The organism is Actinocrinis sp., from assembly GCF_035946395.1.
Taxonomy (GTDB): domain Bacteria; phylum Actinomycetota; class Actinomycetes; order Streptomycetales; family Catenulisporaceae; genus Actinocrinis.
In genome coordinates this window covers 1-17,109 of sequence record NZ_DASYZI010000109.1, presented here as the reverse complement: position 1 = coordinate 17,109, position 17,109 = coordinate 1, and the positions used below count along the sequence as shown (strand labels likewise).

Sequence of the window (17,109 nt, the reverse complement as noted above, 5' to 3'; positions counted from 1 at the left end):
CTCGACGCCACTATCTCGACACGGATGGACTCAGCTCTTCGATGAGCGCGTCGAGGCTGCGCTGGACGACCCGGCACGCGCCGCCGGTCGCGCCGCCGCGGCCGTCGGGGGAGTCGATGAGCATCGCCCAGTGGCGTCTGGCCCGGTGCGCGCTCGCGATGAGCTCGGCGGTCGACGCGATGGGCGGCAGACCGAGGCGCTGCCGTGGCGATGTGCCGTGCTCGCCGACGATGCGCAGTGCTTCCTGCGCGTCGGTCTCGCTGAAGGACAGTTCACCCGCGTAGTACTTGTGCACCACGTCGAGTTCGTCGAGACCGCGTTCCCGGTACGCCATCTGGATCATCTCGGCCCGGGCACGTTCGACCGCGATGCGCGTGCGCGCTCCGGCCGGGCCGCGTAGCGCGGCGACCGACTTCTCCGCTTGCGCTTCGACGTCGGCGATCACGTCCTGGAGCTTGATGAGGTCGGCACGGGCGCCGAAGTGGTCCACGAGCAGCCGGTGGAACGCGGCGAGCCCGCTGCGTTCGAACAGCTCCCCGCACAGGGTGTCCCGATCCGCCACGCCGCCGCGGATCAGGTCGCAGGACAGCGTGATCCCGAACGCGCCCAGCCGGTCGAACAGGGAGCCGCGCCGCTGCGGGGGAACCGGCAGTTCGCGGCTGTCGGCCCGGCCGAACCTGTTGCCGTACTTGACCTGCCGCACGAGGGTCGCCGGGTCCGCGCGCAGCGCCAGCGCACACAGGTCGTCGAATTCCTCGGTGGTCAGCGTCGCGGCGGCCTGTCCCACGAGCCCCGCCACCGGGCGAAGGTCGTACAGCTTGCGGTTCATGCCGCCGTCCATCAGCCGTTTGGCCAGGACCCGGCCCGCGGCCATCACATCACACTGATCCGGGCTCCATTCGTCCTCGATCTTGGTCAGCGCGCCGACGGCTTTCACGGGAGTCGTCTTGCCCGGTGCGGCGCTCAGAAAGTCGCCGAGCAGCGCGTATTCCCGGGCGCTCGACGGTTTGGGCAGCACATGCACCACGGCGTTGGCCCGCTCCGTGTGCTGCGCGTTCGTCACCCGCACGCCCTCCTCGTCCAGGCCCAGGAAGCGCAGGGCGTTCGCCGAGTCGGCGACGTACACGGATTCGAGGCCCGGCGTGTCGATCAGGTCGAACGCCTTCAGGCGCGCGTTGGGGTGTGCGAATTCCAAATAGTCGATCGTGGCGAGGAAACGCGGGTCGCCGTCCCGGCCGCGGGCGGTGCGCGCGATGAGCGCCTCGACGGTGGGCTGCGCGACGCGCTCCGCGCCGCCCGCCTTGTAATGGATCGTCAGCTCCGCGGTCGCGGCGTTGCGGAACCAGTTGACGTTGTAGGTCAGCTCGGTCCGCCCGGTCGCCGCGAACCGCCCGCCGAGCAGCGCGTTGGCCAGAGTCGACTTGCCCGCGCTGACCCTTCCCACCAAGGCGACGCGCATCGGGGCGGGGAAGCGCCGCCGGTGATCCTCCAGCAGGTGCCGCAGGTCGGCGACGGTCTTGTCCCGGGGGAGGTACGCGATCGCCTGCCCGAGGGCGGCGTCCACCCGGTCCCGCAGGGTACCCGGTCCGTCGGTCATGGCTTCCGCTCCTCCCGCTGTGCCGATTCGTCTTCATCGACCCGGCGGGGCGGCGCGAACTCCCCGACCGCCTGAACCAGGCCGGCGATCTGCCCGAGCGCCCGATCGATCGGGGTGCGTTCGACGACCAGTTCGGCCTGCCGGGTCCGGGCCTCGTCCGCCGTGCACCGGCCTGCCAGGTCAACCCGGCGGGCCGCGTCCTGCGCGCTGTCGAGCGCCTGGGCCAGCCGGCTGTCGACCTCGGCGGCGATGGCGGTGGCGAACTCCTGCCACGAGCTGTGGACGCAGTCCTTGATCTCGTTGCGCTGCCGCGTGTACCAGGGTTTCAGCGCCTTGCGCAGCTCGTTCTGCTTCATTTCGCGGGTGACCGTCCGGGCCGCCGCCACCAGGTCGACGGCGCTGCCGACCAGGCCGCCCAACGCGCCGCCGATGCCCATGCCGAGCCAGCTGCCCGCTCCCGGAATGGGCAGAGTGACCGTGAACACGGTGCGCCCGGCGGCCATTCCGATGCTCATGCCGATCCTGGCGCCGGTCTTCTTGCTCTTCCACACCCTGACGATCTCCGAGGGCTGATCGGCAGCGCGCGGCCTGGGCAGCGCGGGCACCTCCGGCACCGGCGGGTCGGGCAGCGCCCTGATCCCGGGCAGGTCGGAGTCCACCGCGTTGATCCGTGCGAACCTGCGCTGGAGCCCGGCGGCGCCCTCGTCGAGTTCCCGCTTGGCCTTGGCCAGCTCGCCGACCAGGTCCTCGCGCAGCAGGCCGACCAGTCGGACCGGGTCGTCGAGCAGTTCGTCGTCGTCGAGGTACTTCTCGTCCAGCCGCTTCCAGACCGCGTCGATGCCGAAAAGCGCCGTCTCCTGGACCTTGGTGGCGAGGCTGAGCACCTGGTTGTACAGGTTGTCGCGCCACCCGGGATCGCCGGTCTCCAGCTCGGACACCCGGTCGCGCCGGCCGGCGAGCGCGGACTCCAGGCCGGGGGCGTCGTCCGTCAGGCGGGCGCGCAGCGCCTCGTCCTCGGCTTCGAGCGGTTCCAGCAGCGCGCGCGCCGACAGGTCCAGATCGGTGAGCGCCGCGCTGAGCAGCACCCGGGCCTGGCGCCGGGCCAGCGTGCTCCACAGCACCCGCTCCAGTTCGGCGAAGTTGCTGTCGCGCAGGTCCTCCTCGTCGCCGCCGGCGACGTAGTCGAGCTTCGCCCTGCTGGACACCGGCACCAGCGTCACCCGGTCCTCGGGCAGGCCGGTGTCCGCGGCGAGTTTCGCGCGCGTGTTCGCGATGATCTCGGCGGTGTCGCTCAACAGGTCGATCTTCGTCAGCACGCAGATCAGCGCGTCCCCGTCCCGGCCCGCCCCGGCCGCCCGCGCCGCTTCGCGCAGGAACCGCCGCTCGCTCTCGTTCATCGGCTCCTTGTCGACGACGAAGACGATCGCGTGCGCGCCGGGCAGGATGGCGCGCGTGGCCGCGGTGTGCGCGGCGAACGTGCCGCCGAAGCCCGGGGTGTCGACGAGCATCAGGCCCGAGGCGAGCCGCGGGTTCGGCAGCTCGATCGAGACGTGCTGCACGTTCTTGGCGTTGTCCGGATTGCCGCTCTCGGTGACGTACTGCGCCAGGTCGGCGCGTTCGACGTGCCGCTCCTCCACCTCGTCGGGGGCCTCGGGATCGGCGAGCCGGACCGTGATGTCCTCCTCGGGTCCGTACATGACCGAGGTGGTGAGGCTGGTCGCGTAGTAGTTGTCCACGGGGAACAGGCCGGACTCTTCGAGCAGGGCGTTGAGGAGACTGGACTTGCCGCGCTTGAACTCCCCGCAGACCACCACCATCAGCCTGGCGTCCGCCAGCTGCCTGCGGGCGTCTTCCAGACGGCGGCGGGTCTTGGCGGCGGCGGATTGTTCGGCGGCCGCAGCCAGCTCGCCGAACAACGACAACGCCTCCTGGCGCAGCGCGTCGTAGGCGGACATCGCGTGTACCTCCGCTCGGTTGGGCCAGTTCATGCCAGGGGGTGTTCGAGCTGTGGGGCCGGATCAGGGCGCGGTGTCCGGCGTGTGCGCTCGCAAGGCGAAGCGTCGTGCTCGGACTGGGGGTCCGGCCGTGTGCGAAAGGTGCCTGGCGGCACCGGGGGCACGACAACGCGGCGAGCGTGTGTGACAGGCGCCGCGACCTCGGCCCCACAGCTCAAGCACCGCTCCCCGGGCCCGGGCCCTGCAACGTCTTGGCTTCGAGCGCGTAGAGGAAGCCGTCGACGGACACGTAGACGACGCCGCCGTCCACCACCGGATTCCCGCGGAGCTTCCCGCCTGTGCCGAACGACGCGATTGGTGACTGCTCCGTGGCGGCCATCGCGAAAACGCGGTCGGCCGATGCGGCGTAGATCACCCCGCCATGCGCCGACAGCCCGCGGATCGGAGATCTGACCACCTGTCGGCGCCACCGCTCCGCGCCGGTCCCCAAGTCGAACGCGATCACCGCGCCGTCACCTGTGCCCAGACAGACGGTCGACGCGTGGGCGGGCGAGACATCATGGGCGAGCGCGGGAGGATCAGGCCGCGGATACGGCACGTATCTCGCCGCGCGGGGCCGGTTCGCCTTCACCTCGTACGGCGCCGACCAGCGCTGCCCGCCGTCGTCGGAGCCCAGAAGACGCAGCGTGCCGTCGTCGAAGCAGGCGAGCACCGCGCCGCCGGCGACCAGCGGCGCGCCGAGCGTCTTCTCCTGAGCCTGCCAGCCCACCTGTCCGGACCAAAGGTCGACGGAGAGCAGCATGCCGTCCACGCACGCGACATACAGATTCGAGCCGAAGGCCGCGGTGGTGCTCACCCGTTGGCGCACGTGGACGAGGTGACGGCGTTCACCGGTCGCGGCGTCCAGCACGTGCACATATTCGTTGGCTGTGAAGCAGACGAGGCTTCCCGCGCAGTCCGCGGCGGTGGAGATCGCGTCGCCGGTCTGGTACGGATGCCGCCAGCGCGGCTGCCCTGTCGCCGCGTCGAAGGCGTGGAACTGGCCGTCCTTTGCGCCGATATATACGCACCCGTCGACGGCGGTCGGTGCGACGGCGATCTCCACGCCGAGCTCACGGCGCCAGCGCGGCGCTCCCGTGGGCACGGCTCGCGCGTCCAGCCGGCCGTTGCGGCAGCACGCGAACACCGTCCCGCCCAGGACCGCGGGCGGCCCGAACACGGTGTGCAGGCCGGTGCGCCAGGGCCGGAACGTGCGGTCGGCCGTCAACAGCCAGTCGCCGCTGACGAACTGCGCGCCCGGCTCGGCGTGCAACGCGCGGACCGTGCCGCTCTCGCGGCTGCGCAGGCTGAATATGGCGCCCGATTCGAGCCTCGCCTCGGCCAGCTCGGCCCCGGCCGGGTACGCCTCGCCGAGGCCGACGCGCCAGCGCAGCAGCTCCGCGGTGTCTCCGGGCACTGTCCAGCGCAGGGCCTGTTCGGCGGGTTCGTCCGGGATCTGCACGGTGAAACGCTGCCCGGCGAGCCGGGCGAACTGCGCGGCCCCGAGCAGCACCGCGTTCTCGGGGTCGCTGGCGCGGCGTACCGGGCAGCGGAACGCCTCTTCGAGGGCGGTCGCGACCATCGGCATCCGGCTGCTGCCTCCGACCAGCAGAATGCCGGCGAGCCGCCCGGCCGGCACGTCCGCGGCGTCGAGCAGTTCGGTGCAGCACCGCACGGTGCGGTCCACCGTGGGCTCCGCGAGCTTGGTGAAGGTGCCCAGGTCGAGCGAGAGCTCCAGCATCTGGTCGAACAGCTCCACCGCCCTCGGCCGGTCGCTGAGCTGGTGTTTCAGGGCGGTGGCTACCGTGTCGAGCTGGACGTTCGCGCGGTGGGCCGCCAGCGGGTCGCTGCTGCCGTCGGGCTGCCGGCCGTCGAGCTTCGCGGCCAGTTCGGCGCCGGCGTTCTCGCGCAGCCACCGCACGACGCTCGCGTCGATGTCGGCGCCGCCGCACTCGTCCAGGGTCCGGCGCCCGAGCACGTCGTGGATCTGTCCGGGCCCCGTGCCGCGCACGAGTGCCGCGTCGAACGTGCCGCCGCCGAAGTCGTAGACCAGGAACAGGCTGCCCGGGGCGAACGGCTCGCCCGCCGGGCGGTGCATGGCGGCGGCCACCGGCTCGTAGATCAGCTCCACCGCCTCGAACCCGGCCGCGACGCCCGCCTCGATCATGAGCCGGCGGCGCGCGGACTGTGGGCCGTAGCTGGTGGGCACGGTCAGCACCGCGCGGGTGATCCGGCCCCGGCCGTGCCGCTGTTCGGCCTCGGCGCGCAGTGCCCGCAGCATCTCGGCGACCAGTTCCTGCGGGGTGAAGCTGCGGGCTGACTCCGGGTCGCCGAGCACGATGCCGGGCTGCCGGTCGAGATCCCGTTTGAACTGCGCCCGGTAGTTGAGCGGCGAGACGCGCTTGTGCCGCTCCGCCGGGGTGCCGACCAGCAGCGTGTCGCCGTCGAGATAGACGGCGGACGGCCAGGACGGGGAACCGCTCCAGGGTTCCCTGATCTGCTGGACCTCGTCGTCCGCCACGACGGCGGCCGACGAGGTCGAGGTGCCGAAGTCGATTGCCAGGATCGCGTCGTTCATCGCCACGCTCCGGTCGGTGCTCGCCAGGGGTCAGGCCTGAGTGTGCGGCCGTCGCAGACGACGAACCTCATCAAACGACGGGATCGGGTGGATTACTCGAAGAAGAAGACTTCGACCTCTGCCTTGTTGTCGTCCCCGCCGCCCCAGTAGGGCTGGGTCAGCGCGCCGGCGAGGGACGGGATGCCGCCGGTGATGATCTTGTTGATGCTGGCGGCCTCCGCCTGGCCTCTGCTCGCGGAGCCCTGGCTGGGGGTGTAGCCGAAGGTTTCGATCAGACCGGCCTTCGCGTTCCGAAAGCCGCGTGCGTCGAGCTGGCTGTTCATCTGGTCGATGATGTTCTGTGCCACCTGCCCCGTCACCACGTTCGCCGCCAGGGCCGCCGCGTCCACGTTGATGTAGAACGGCTGCGGATTCAGCACGAGCACCGGCTTTTGCGGCATCAGCGATTTGGAGGGCGAGGGCGACGGCGTCGCGGACCGTGTCGGGGGGACCGGATGTGCCGGGGCGGCCAGCACGATCGAGGAGAAGGAGGTCACGAACAGGACAAGCATCAGGTCGGCGAAGAGCCAGCCGGCCAGGTGCACCACGCCCCTGCGGCGCGGCCTGGTCGAAACGTCGTCACTCATCGTGCCGTCGTTCACCGCACGATTATTTGGCGCGCGGTCATTCATCGCGCGGCGCCGCTTCCCACAGGCACACCACGGCCCGGTCGTCGCGTGACACGTCGTCAGGCAGGCCGACCTGGTGAAGGAACCCGGCGAAGCTCGGCGCCTGCGCCCAATCGCGGCTCAGCCGGTCCGACCGGCGGCGGATCGGTCCGTCGCTCGTCGCGCTGCACACGACGAGCAGATCGCCGGGATCGGTGGCGAAATGCCGCAACCAGGTGTCCGCGTGATCGAACGGGAGGTAGCGGTGCCCGGCGGGTTGCCCCGTGCCGCCGCGCTCGATCGCGCTCCAGCCGGAGCCCGACCGTATCGACAGCACCGGGCCGCCGCCGACCCCGAACGCCAGATGGGCGCGTCGCCGGGTGTCTCCGACGGTGTCTCCGATCCGGCTGAGCAGGCAGGTGAGCTGGGTGGCCACCGCCTCGGGCGGCTGGTCGCGGCGGCGGGCGGCCTCGGCCAGCGGTTCGGTGAGCGCCGCGGTGACCGCGCGCAGCTGTCCCGCCAGGAAGGCGGCCGACTCGCCGTCCTCGTCGCCGTCGACGGTCTCGCGCCACGCCTGGTCGATGAGCGCACTGCGATCGGTCAGCCGGTTGTAGACGGCGCGGATCGCGTGAACCGCGCCGAGTTGCGAGTATCGGGCGGTGGGACGGCCCGCCGCTACCGCGGACAGCAGCACCGGCGGGTTGAACGTGTCCAGGATCGCGATCTCGGCGACCTGCCTGCGCAGGCGTCCGTCGCGGCGGCCGACCTCGCCGCGCACCGCGGCGGCCCGGACGCTCAGCGTGCCGAGCCGGACGCCGTCCACGGTGCTGTCGGGCAGCCCGAGCGGCGGGTCCGGCAGGGCCTGCGGCTCGGTCAGGTGCTCGCTGCCGTGCGCGGGAATCTCCGGTTCCGGCTCGCGCAGGTACTTGGTGACCACGCGGACGCTCGGCTGCGGCTGCGTCGGCGCGCTCGGTCCGGGTAACGGCGCCGCGGGCTGCTTAGGGGCGGCGACAGGCACAGAGATGGGCACGGAGACGGGCACTTCGACGACCCGCGGGTGCTTCACAAACCACGCCACCTGTGCCGCCAGAACCACCACCACGGCCGCGAGAATGATGACGAACGCTGCCATTAGCCGGCCTCCTCGACGAACAAGTCAGGCTCCTGCTCCGCCGCGGAGTTGCGCCCGTCGTCCGACGGCTCGTCCGCTGGCAGCCCTAGGTCTGGGTGCTCTGTGTCTATCGGCTCTGTGTCTATCGGCACCGTGTCTATAGGCCCAGAGTCTGTGAGCACTGTGTCTACGGGCACTGTGTCTACTGGTCCCGGGTCTACGTGCCATGCATCCGCTTGTACAGCGTCGTCCTGCCGAGTCTTGCCCTGTCCGGCGTCACCTTGCTCAGCGTCATCGCGCCCAGTGCCATCGCGCCCAGTGTCGTGCTTGGCGCCGGCTCGCGGGCTTTCGATCACGACCGGCCGCAGGTCCGCCGTGGCCGCCGCCATCCGGTCGCCCAGCGCCTGGAGTTGCCGCGCGTGTTCCCTCAGGGTGCTGCGAAGCTCTTCGAGAGTCTCGGCCATGGCGAGCCCGGCGGCCTCGACGACCCGCGTGTGGGACGAGGCCGAGCGCTCGGTCCGCTCCGCCGCCGCGGTGTGTTCCCGCGCCGCCTCCCCGACCTCGTCGAGCAGCGCGCGCAGCTCGCTCCCGGCCTGCACCATCTGACTGGCCAGGGAGACCGCCGCGGCCTCCACCGCCGCCTCGTAGGTCCCGCCGATCCGAGTCGCCGCACGCCCGGACGCCTCGTCGACCGCGTCCGCATGCCGCTGCGCGGTGTCGCGCAGCGCCGTGGTCGCCCTGTCGACCTGTGCGCTGACGGTGGTCAACGAGGACTCGAAGCGCTCGGTGACGCCGTCGAGCGTGGCCTCGCCCGTCTCCTGGAGCGAGCGCACCCGGGCCGCGGCCGCGGCGGAGGCGTTGTCCAGCCGTTCGGCGGCTTCTGTGGACGCGGTGTCCAGCCGCTGCGCGGCGTTGCTGACGCCGTCGGCGATCTGACGTCGCAGCAGTTCGCTCGCGTCCGCGATGACCGTGGTGGCCCGCCCGACGTCGCGCGCGGACGCGTCGAGGGTGCCGACCGCCGCACCCAGCTGCTGAGCCGCGGTGGCGATCTGGCCCGAGGTCCGGATGTTGAGCTCGCTGAGCCGCTTCGCCTCGCCGTGGACGCGCTCGGTGTGCTCGATCAGCCCGGCGAGCCGGTCGGCGGCCCGCGACAGTTCCGCGGCGAACCGCGCCGGAGACGCCAGGCGGCGCCGGTTCAGCACGAGCTGCGCCTCGAACAGCGCCGCGGGAAGCGCGCCGCGCACCGAAGCGAGCGCGGCGGCCTCGGCCTTCTCGTCCTGCCGCCGCAGCCATGATCCGCCGATCGTGGCGAAGATCAGCGTCCCGATGACGCCTGCCGTGTACATCGCGACCCAGCCGAAGTCCAGCGGCGCCGGCAGCCGTCCGCCGAAACCCTCCTGCCACAGTTCGAGGAAGCTGCGGCCCGCGAAGGCGGCCCGCCGTGTGGCATCCGACTCAAGACTCTGGTATGCGTGGACGGCCGCGGCCAGGCCGAGCCAGGTCAGCACGATCGGCAGGAAGACCAGCACCGACGGAGCCGCGTCGACGAATGCGCGCAGCCGGGGCCGCCGGGGCTCGGACGCGGCCGCGACCGGCGGCCCGATGGCCGCCGCCAGATCGAGCTCGGCCCAGCCCTCCGCTTCGTGGGGATCGGTGCCGTTCGCCGTGGCGCCGCCTGTCGTGCTGCCGCGTTTGGCCCCGCCGTCGAGCACGTCGGCCAGGGCGTACAGCCTGCGCCGGTACCGCTGGTCGAGCCCGCTCTCTCCGGCCAGGGTCCTGATCGCGCCGCCGGCCTCGTCGGCCGCCCGGTCCCAGGCCGGCTGCGCAGTCACCTTCCCGTCGGCCGCGACCGCCATCGCCCACCCCTTTTCACGCGCTTCCCCACCCATGGCCGCCACGTGAGGCGGTGCCCTCAGTACAGCACCGGCCATTCGCCGAGAAACCGTCAAAAGCCGATTTCCGCGGCGCGGGACCCGCTGAGAATCGGATGGAGGCGGCGGCGGTGACGGCGTGCGACGGCCACGGGCGTCACGCTCCGCGCAGAAGGGGGGACGTGGCAGATGACCGAGGCGGCTGACGCTACTTCGGAACACCCTGACGATGTGGTGGACCGCATCGGCGCCGATGCGCAGGATGCGCACCAGGCGCTGCTCGCGGAGCCGGCGCCGCAGCGGCCTGAGATCGGCAGGCTGCGCGACAAGGCCGCGCGGCTCGCCGCCGAACTGGACCGGGAGGCCAGGGACCGGATCGCCATCGGCATCGTCGGCGAGTTCGGCGTCGGCAAGTCGATGCTGGTCGGCACCCTGCTCGGCCGCCCCGACCTGCTGCCGGTCGAGGAGCGTGCCACCACGGGCAACATCACCGCGCTCTATCTGGAGCCGGGCACGCCGGGCACGCCGACGCGGAAGGCCGACCGCGCGACCGTGCACTACCTGACCCTGGACGAACTCGCGGACTGCGCGGTTTTCATGTGCCAGGAGCTGGCCGCCAAGACGCTGGAAGTCAGGCACGGCACCGACGTCACCGCCATACTCGACCGCGATCCGGTGCGCGAGGGCTGGGACGCGGTGGAGCAGTGGTGCCAGCGCGTGCTCTGGCCGGCGCCGGACGAGCCCGGCAGCCTCGAACCGCGCAAGATCGCCGCCGAGCTGCTCGCCCTGCGCGACGCCCACCTCAGCGCCGCCGCGGTGCTCGGCGGCCGGGTGGACGTCGCGGACAAGGTGGTGCGCGCCGCGCTCGACCTCGGCTCGCTCGACGCGGTGCCCCGGTCGTTCCCGCGGCGCGACGTGCGCCCGGGGCTGGAACTGGACGACGTCCCGCGCGACTCCGCCGCGCTGGCCAGGACTTTCCCGCTCATCCGGCGGGTGTCGTACACCGTCCAGGTGGACCCGCAGTGCTGGCGCCTCGACGGCCTGACCGGGCGCAACGGCATCGTGCTGCTGGACTTCCCCGGGCTGACCTCGACGCGCTCCGACCGGCGCGACCGCTTCCTGAGTCGCACCGAACTCGGCAGGGTGCACACCATCATCACGGTCTTCGGGTCGGCCAAGCCCGGCAACAACGTGCCGCACACCTTCTTCAGCATGCTGGAGAGCCACGGCCACGACGCCGGCCGGCTGCGCGACTACATCATCGCGGTGGGCAACGCCTTCGACGTGATCCCGGCCCCCGAGTTCTCGCACGACGCGCCGCTGACCCTCGACGACGTGAAGCACGGCTCGCAGCGGTTCGCGGACCTGGCGGTCAACGCATCGGAGCTGATCCAGCACCAGGACTCCCGCATCCGGCTGGTCTCCTCGGTGGTCGCGGTGGGGAAGTACGGCTATCCGACCGACTTCAGCGAGCATCAGCGCACGGTCTTCGAGCAGGCTCGGCAGAGTGCCGCCGATCGGCAGTGGCAGTGGGGCCGGATCGGGCGGCGCCTCGAAGCGGGCGAGCCCGGCAATCCATGGGCCGCGTCCCTCGCCGCCTTCGCCGACGACGGCGGGATCGCGTCGCTGCGCGAGCTCATCCGCAGCCACGCCCGCGCGCACGGCCTGGCCAACAAGATCGACGCGCTGCGCACCAAGCGGCGGCGGCTTGAGGAGGCGCTCGAACAGGTCGAGTCCCTGCTGCCGCCTGAAGAGACCGGCGCGGACGAGGCCGCGCGCGACCGCATCCTGATCGACCAGCTCTGCGACGAGTTCCGCCGCTGGCACGCCGCGCTCACCGAGAACGCCGCGATCTTCCGCGAGCCGCTGCGGCTGGCCGCGGCCGGGGCCCCGGTGATCGAGTCCGCCAGGTCGGGCTGCGTCACCGAGGTGATGACGTGGCAGGAATGGCACAACCTGATCCAGCGCGCCGACCGCGGCGTGATTCCGTGGACCGCCGCGCAGTCCTCGAACGATTCGCTCGGCTGGATCACGGATGTGTTCGGCCAGTTGGACGACACGACGAGCAGCGACACGACGGAGGCCCTCTTCGGGCGGTTCAGCACCGCGTATTCGGCCGCTGTCGAACAGGCGCGCGCCGACCTCAAGTTCGCCGTGGCCGAGTGGACCCGCCGTCAGGAGGACGACTGCGCCGCGTTGCGCGACCGCCTCGACGATCCGCAGGTGGCGAGTCTGTTCGCGGCGGGGCGCAGCCGGCTCGCTGCGGCGGGCGGCCCGCTGGTCAACTGGGCGGGCGCCCTGCGTGCCCTGGTGGATTTCGGCTGGGCCCGCCAGCGGCTCGACAAGACGCTGCCGGGTGCGATCGGCCAGGACCAGATCGCCGCCGTGTTCCCGCTGCGCCGTGATCGGGCGCTGCCCTGGCATCCGGCGATGTACGACGGCAACAGCGACCCCGAGCACGCCTGGCTGCGCCACCAGAGCCACGTGTTCCGGACCCAGCGCGAGTTGGCGACGGCGGGCTCGTACGCGGTGTCGCGCACGCTCACTTCGGACATCGCCGCGTTCGCCGCCGAGTTCGGCGGCGCGTTGCAGAGGTTCTACGACTACATCCCCAAGCCCGAGCAGGTGCGCGAGATGTTCCCGCTGCCGCCCGAGGACCCGGGCGAGGCCGCCGCGGATCCCGGCGGCGGCGGGGGCCCGCGGCCCGCGGGCTCGCCGCTGCGCTCACTGCTGCGCGAATGGAGGGCACGCAATGCTCGACCTGGCATTTGAGGCGGCCGATCCGCACGTCGACCCGCGCGGCGCGTATCGCTACGTCCTCTATCAGAATGGCGAGTCGTACCCGCTGCCCGACGTCGTGCTCACCACCGAAGTGGGCACGGCGTCCGTGCAGGTCGGGGAGGTCGTGATCGCCGAGGTCTCGGCCGGACGGATCGGCGCGCCGCGCCTGTGCGAGGAGATCCGGCGGGTGTGGGCGCCGGGCACGGGCCGTGGTCTCGAACACGTCCCGGCCCGGCACGTGTTGGCCCGTGACTGCGCCGTGCCCGCGCGGCTGGTCGAAGCGGCCCGCCCAGCCGGACCGGACGAGGCGCTCGTCATCGAGGTCGAATGGCGCTACTCGTACACCGACGCGAACGGCGTCCAGGCGTACCCGTCGCGCAAGACGAGCCTTGAGTTCGCGCGCCCCGGACTGCGGCCCCCGCCCCGGCGCGCGATGCTCGACCCCGACGCCGAACGCGAGGGCGTTCCCGCACCGATCCGCAGCATCGGGACCCGCCGCCGTTTCGCCAACTTCGCCGCCGTCGACTTCGGCACCTCCTCCTCGACGGTGACCGTGTACGACACCAGGTCGCGGGTGCGCCGGGACATGGATCCGGGGCAGGCGGCCCGGCTGCGCGCCAAACTCGCCGCCCTGTTCGAGACCGGCGCACCGGCGCACCTCGCGTCCGCTTGGAACAAGTGTGTCCTCGACCTGGCCGACGCGGTCACCGCCGTCACGCCGGACTTCGAGCCTTCGGTCATGGCGCTGTTCGCCGGGCTGCGCTCCCCGGCCGCCGCCGCTGACGGGCAGTCGGACCCGTTGCTCGACACGGTGTGCGCCGAACTGGAGGCGCGGCTGAGCGAGGCGGACGCCGCGCTGAAGTCCTGGCTGGCACCACGGCTGCTGGACTGTTACGACGAGGCGTTCTCGGTCCCGCCGCTCGACACCCTCTCGCTGCGGTCGGTGCTCCTCGACGTCGCCGGCAAGAAGCACGAGTTGCCGACCTCGGTCGCCGTGATCAAGGACGACCCGATCCAGATCGAGCTCGCGGCGCAGGGCGCGAACAACCTGCACGACGTCAAGGCCAAGCTGTTCAGGCCCGAGCCGCTCGGCGACGGCCGCCGCGGGATCGACGGCAAGGACGCGACCACGGACGACCTGATCGCGCACGTGTACAACAAGCTGATCGGCCTGACCGAGGACTCGCTGCGCCTGTCCGACGACGACGAGGCGTGGGCGCTGGCCGAACTGGTCGTGACGTTCCCGACGATCACGCCGCCCGCCAGCCGTGAGCGGCTGACCCGCATCATGAGCCGCACGCTCGACATCCCGCAGCCGTTCGTGCAGTACGACGAGGCGGTGGCCGCCGCGCTCTACTTCCTGATGCGCGACTTCGGCGGCAACCGTGCGGAGTTCGGCGCCGAGGCGCTGCGCGCCCGCTCGCGCCGGGTGCCCGGCGGCCACCCGGCCTGGAGCCAGAACATGCTGGTGGTCGACATCGGCGCCGGCACCACCGACATCGCGCTGGTCAGGTTGACGCTGCGTGAGGCGTCCGTCGCCGCGCCGCCGCCGGTGCCGGGGCAGGGCGCGAAACCGGCCCCCGCTGACTCCGTGCTCGGCAGGTACTACGCCATCTCGCCGCAGGTGGTCAATTCCACCGGCCATCCGCAGCTCGGCGGGAACTACCTGACGCTGCGGGTCTTCTACTGGCTCAAGGCCGCGATCGCCGACGCGTTGCTGTTCGGCCAAGACCACGTGGCCGCCCGGAAGGAACTGCTCGACCGCGCGGGGCAGGAGACGGGAGCGGGCGACGGGACCGTGCCACGGCTGGCGGCCATGGTGGTGGCGAACGGCGCCGAGACGCCGGTGCCCGCGCGGATCGCCCCGATCCTGCACGCCCTGATGCCCACGCGCTGGGGAAAGGGGGGCGCGGGCGACGACAAGGCGAGGCAGGCGTTCTGGGCGCTGTGGGGCCTGGCAGAGGACATCAAGGTCAGGCTCGCCGCGCCGCAGGACGCGCAGGACAGCACGGATGGCGGGGACGACGGCGCGGAGGGCGCGGTCGTGCTCGACCGCGAACTGGTCGCCGAGGTGCTGAACCCGCTCGGTCGTGACAGTGCACTGATCGCGCCGGAGGGGATCGTGCTGTCGCGCGCCGACTTCGCCGCGCTCATGAGCCCGGTGCTCGACCAAGCGGCCGGGCTGGCCCGCTGGCTGGTGCGCCGCTCCTTCCCGGCCGGGTCGCGCGAGCGGCTCGACCGGGTGATGCTCTCCGGCAAGACCAGCCGGATGCCCCTGGTCGCGGAGGCGATCAGCCGGCAGTTCGCGGTCGACGCCGCCGAGGGCGGCATGCCCTGGGATCCCGGCGCGGTCAGCGTCGAGCGCGAATACGCCAAGCAGGCCGCCTCGATCGGTGCCGCGTGGGCCTACGTGCAGTCCCGGCGGCGCAGGGGGCTGGAGGGCGAGTGGGACCAGTTGTCCCGCGGCCGCAGCGTGCTGGCCGTGGACGTCGGCGACGTGTTCACCTCGCTGCCCTGCGAGTTCGTCCTGCTGCGCAACCAGGACGACCAGTCCACGCTGCTGTCGGCCGGGACCCCGCTGGCCGAGGTCGACCGGGACGGGCGGTTGGCGGCGCGGCGCGAGTGGTCCGACCGGGAGCCGTGGCCGACGCTGGTGCCCTCCTTCGAGGTGCACCGGCCGATCCGCGAGGGCAAGACCGAGTGCTGGGGCACGTACCACTTCCAGCGCGAGGCCAAGTTCGAGCGCGGATTCCGGCCCGTTCCGGCCGTCTGGCTCGCGGACTCCTCGGGCCGTGGCGCCCGTGTGCACGCCCAGCTCGAAATCGACGAGAAGCTCACCCCGACGCTCCACCTGAGCCAGGGACGCCCGCACTACCTGGTCGATCCGGCCGGCGGCTACGAACTGCGTCCGGTGTTGCCCGGCGACTGCTGGAACCCGCGCGAGTCGCGGCTGCGCAGGTTCCCGGCCTCGGTGGTGCTCGTCGGTGAGCCCAGTGAGGACAATCCGACGGGTGAACAGGTGCTTTTCCCGGCCTGGGATCCGGCCCCGGACGGTCCGGTCGCCGCGTACTTCCCGGAGTACCTGCACGAGCACGCGGGCATGGAGGACGTGGCCGTCCCGGGCCGAATCTGCCCCGAGCTGCCCGCACCGAAGGACGGCCGCGACTACTGGCTCGTGCTGAGGTCGGCTGAGGGCGTGGACGTCGACGTCGCCGCGATCCAGGTCCCGGCCTGGAACCGGAACACCACCCGCTACACCGCGACCCTCGATCTGCGCGGCAGGCTGAGCCTGCACCGCGGCTACCCGCCCTTCTGGAGGGCCGGCACGCTGCGCGACGTGGAGGCGCACCCCGGCGCCGTGCTGCGCTGCGCGATGCGGCACGACGACCCCGAACGCGATCCCCTGTGGGACCCCTTCAACGGAAGGCACTGAGGAAAAGCAGCATGGCTCAGTCGACGGCGCCGCCGCCCCTGGACGACCTGCTGCTCGCCGCGCTGAGCGGCGGCAGGCTGGCCCCCGGGCTGCGGCAGCGGATCAGGGAACTGTTCATCTGGCTGATCAACGAGGAGACCGCCGGCGACCGGGATCCCGCGGCCCGCGCGCTGGCCGACCGGCTCATGGGCCTGCACGACCGGACGCGCGATCCGGAATCGGCCGGTGGCGGCCAAGAGACCGGCGCCCAGGTCAGGGAAGCGTCGACACAGGACACTGTGATTCCGGCCGAGGGGGCTCCGGCAAAGGAGGGCGCCGCGGTGCCGGTTGCGGCAGACGAAGTTCTGACAGTCGAAGCCCTGACAGACGACAGCCCGCCGCATGGCACGGCGCCGAGTGACGCCGTGCCGAACAACATCGGACCGAATGACCCTGTACTGAACGACCCCGTACTGAATGATCTTGCGCTGAACGACCCTGTACCGAGTGCCCCTGTACTGGGCGACGCTGTGTTGAATGACCCCGTGCTGCATGGCCCCATGCTGAATAACCCCGCGCTGAATAACCCAGTGTTGGACGACCCGGTGTTGAATGACCCGGTGTTGAACGACCCCGCGCCGCCCGTCGCGGTCGTCGACCCGGATCCGGAACCCGCGCCCGAGCCGGCCGCCGCCGCAGCGTTGCGAAGCTTGTGGGACGGGCTTCGCGCTCAGCCCGCCTACGGCCGCTACTGCCACCCGCATGGCGAACTGCCGGCCACAGGCGACCTCTACGACGTCCGCCGACTGTGGAAGGCGCTTCACCTCGTCTGCCTGAAATTGCCGCACGAGGAGAGCGAGCGCGTGATCAGCGCGGCGCAGCTGGCGGTGAGCGCTCTTCCCGCCGACGCCGTGCCGGTGCCGTGGGCTGGGGGAGTGCCTCGGCTGGCCGTCAAGCCCGGCGGCGTCTGGCAGAAACTCGCGCCGAGGCCGTGGGCCGACCGGCTCTTCATCGTGGAGCGATTCGCCTGGCTCGCCGCGAACGACCCCGCCGTGCGGCTCGGCCTCCAGAGCATCGCGACGTCCGGCGAGCTGGTGCCCCTCACCGAGGACCGGATC

The 17,109-nt window shown here is 71.9% G+C and carries 8 protein-coding genes and 1 pseudogene; 3 read left to right on the top strand and 6 right to left on the bottom strand.

Annotated features, from left to right (window positions below):
- Positions 1–10: 10 nt before the first annotated feature.
- The 6 genes from VGS97_RS07210 to VGS97_RS07185 form a co-directional block, all read right to left on the bottom strand.
- Entirely contained in the window at positions 11–1,597 is a 1,587-nt protein-coding gene (locus VGS97_RS07210; RefSeq protein ID WP_326852462.1) for a dynamin family protein, read from the bottom strand.
- On the bottom strand, positions 1,594–3,552 hold the full coding sequence (locus VGS97_RS07205; RefSeq protein WP_326852461.1) for a dynamin family protein: 1,959 nt from the start codon (positions 3,550–3,552) through the stop codon (positions 1,594–1,596). Before VGS97_RS07205 ends, VGS97_RS07210 begins: the two co-directional genes overlap by 4 nt.
- A gap of 214 nt (positions 3,553–3,766) precedes the next feature.
- A complete protein-coding gene (locus tag VGS97_RS07200) occupies positions 3,767–6,169 on the bottom strand; it encodes a hsp70 family protein (RefSeq protein WP_326852460.1) in 2,403 nt (800 codons plus the stop codon).
- Positions 6,170–6,261: 92 nt separating this feature from the next.
- Positions 6,262–6,795, bottom strand: coding sequence for a hypothetical protein (locus tag VGS97_RS07195; protein ID WP_326852459.1), 534 nt, complete (start codon positions 6,793–6,795; stop codon positions 6,262–6,264).
- 37 nt (positions 6,796–6,832) lie between these two features.
- Entirely contained in the window at positions 6,833–7,948 is a 1,116-nt protein-coding gene (locus VGS97_RS07190; protein WP_326852458.1) for a hypothetical protein, read from the bottom strand.
- Entirely contained in the window at positions 7,948–9,783 is a 1,836-nt protein-coding gene (locus tag VGS97_RS07185; RefSeq protein WP_326852457.1) for a hypothetical protein, read from the bottom strand. Before VGS97_RS07185 ends, VGS97_RS07190 begins: the two co-directional genes overlap by 1 nt.
- A gap of 204 nt (positions 9,784–9,987) precedes the next feature.
- Here VGS97_RS07185 and VGS97_RS07180 point away from each other — a divergent pair, with 204 nt between their 5' ends.
- The 3 genes and pseudogenes from VGS97_RS07180 to VGS97_RS07170 form a co-directional block, all read left to right on the top strand.
- Positions 9,988–12,570 (top strand): hypothetical protein, encoded by a 2,583-nt coding sequence (locus VGS97_RS07180; protein ID WP_326852456.1) that lies wholly within the window; start codon positions 9,988–9,990, stop codon positions 12,568–12,570.
- Entirely contained in the window at positions 12,551–16,012 is a 3,462-nt protein-coding gene (locus VGS97_RS07175) for a hypothetical protein (RefSeq protein WP_326852455.1), read from the top strand. The genes VGS97_RS07180 and VGS97_RS07175 overlap by 20 nt, the downstream gene beginning before the upstream one ends.
- A gap of 11 nt (positions 16,013–16,023) precedes the next feature.
- Positions 16,024–17,109 (top strand): annotated as a pseudogene (locus VGS97_RS07170) (hypothetical protein); the annotation flags it as partial.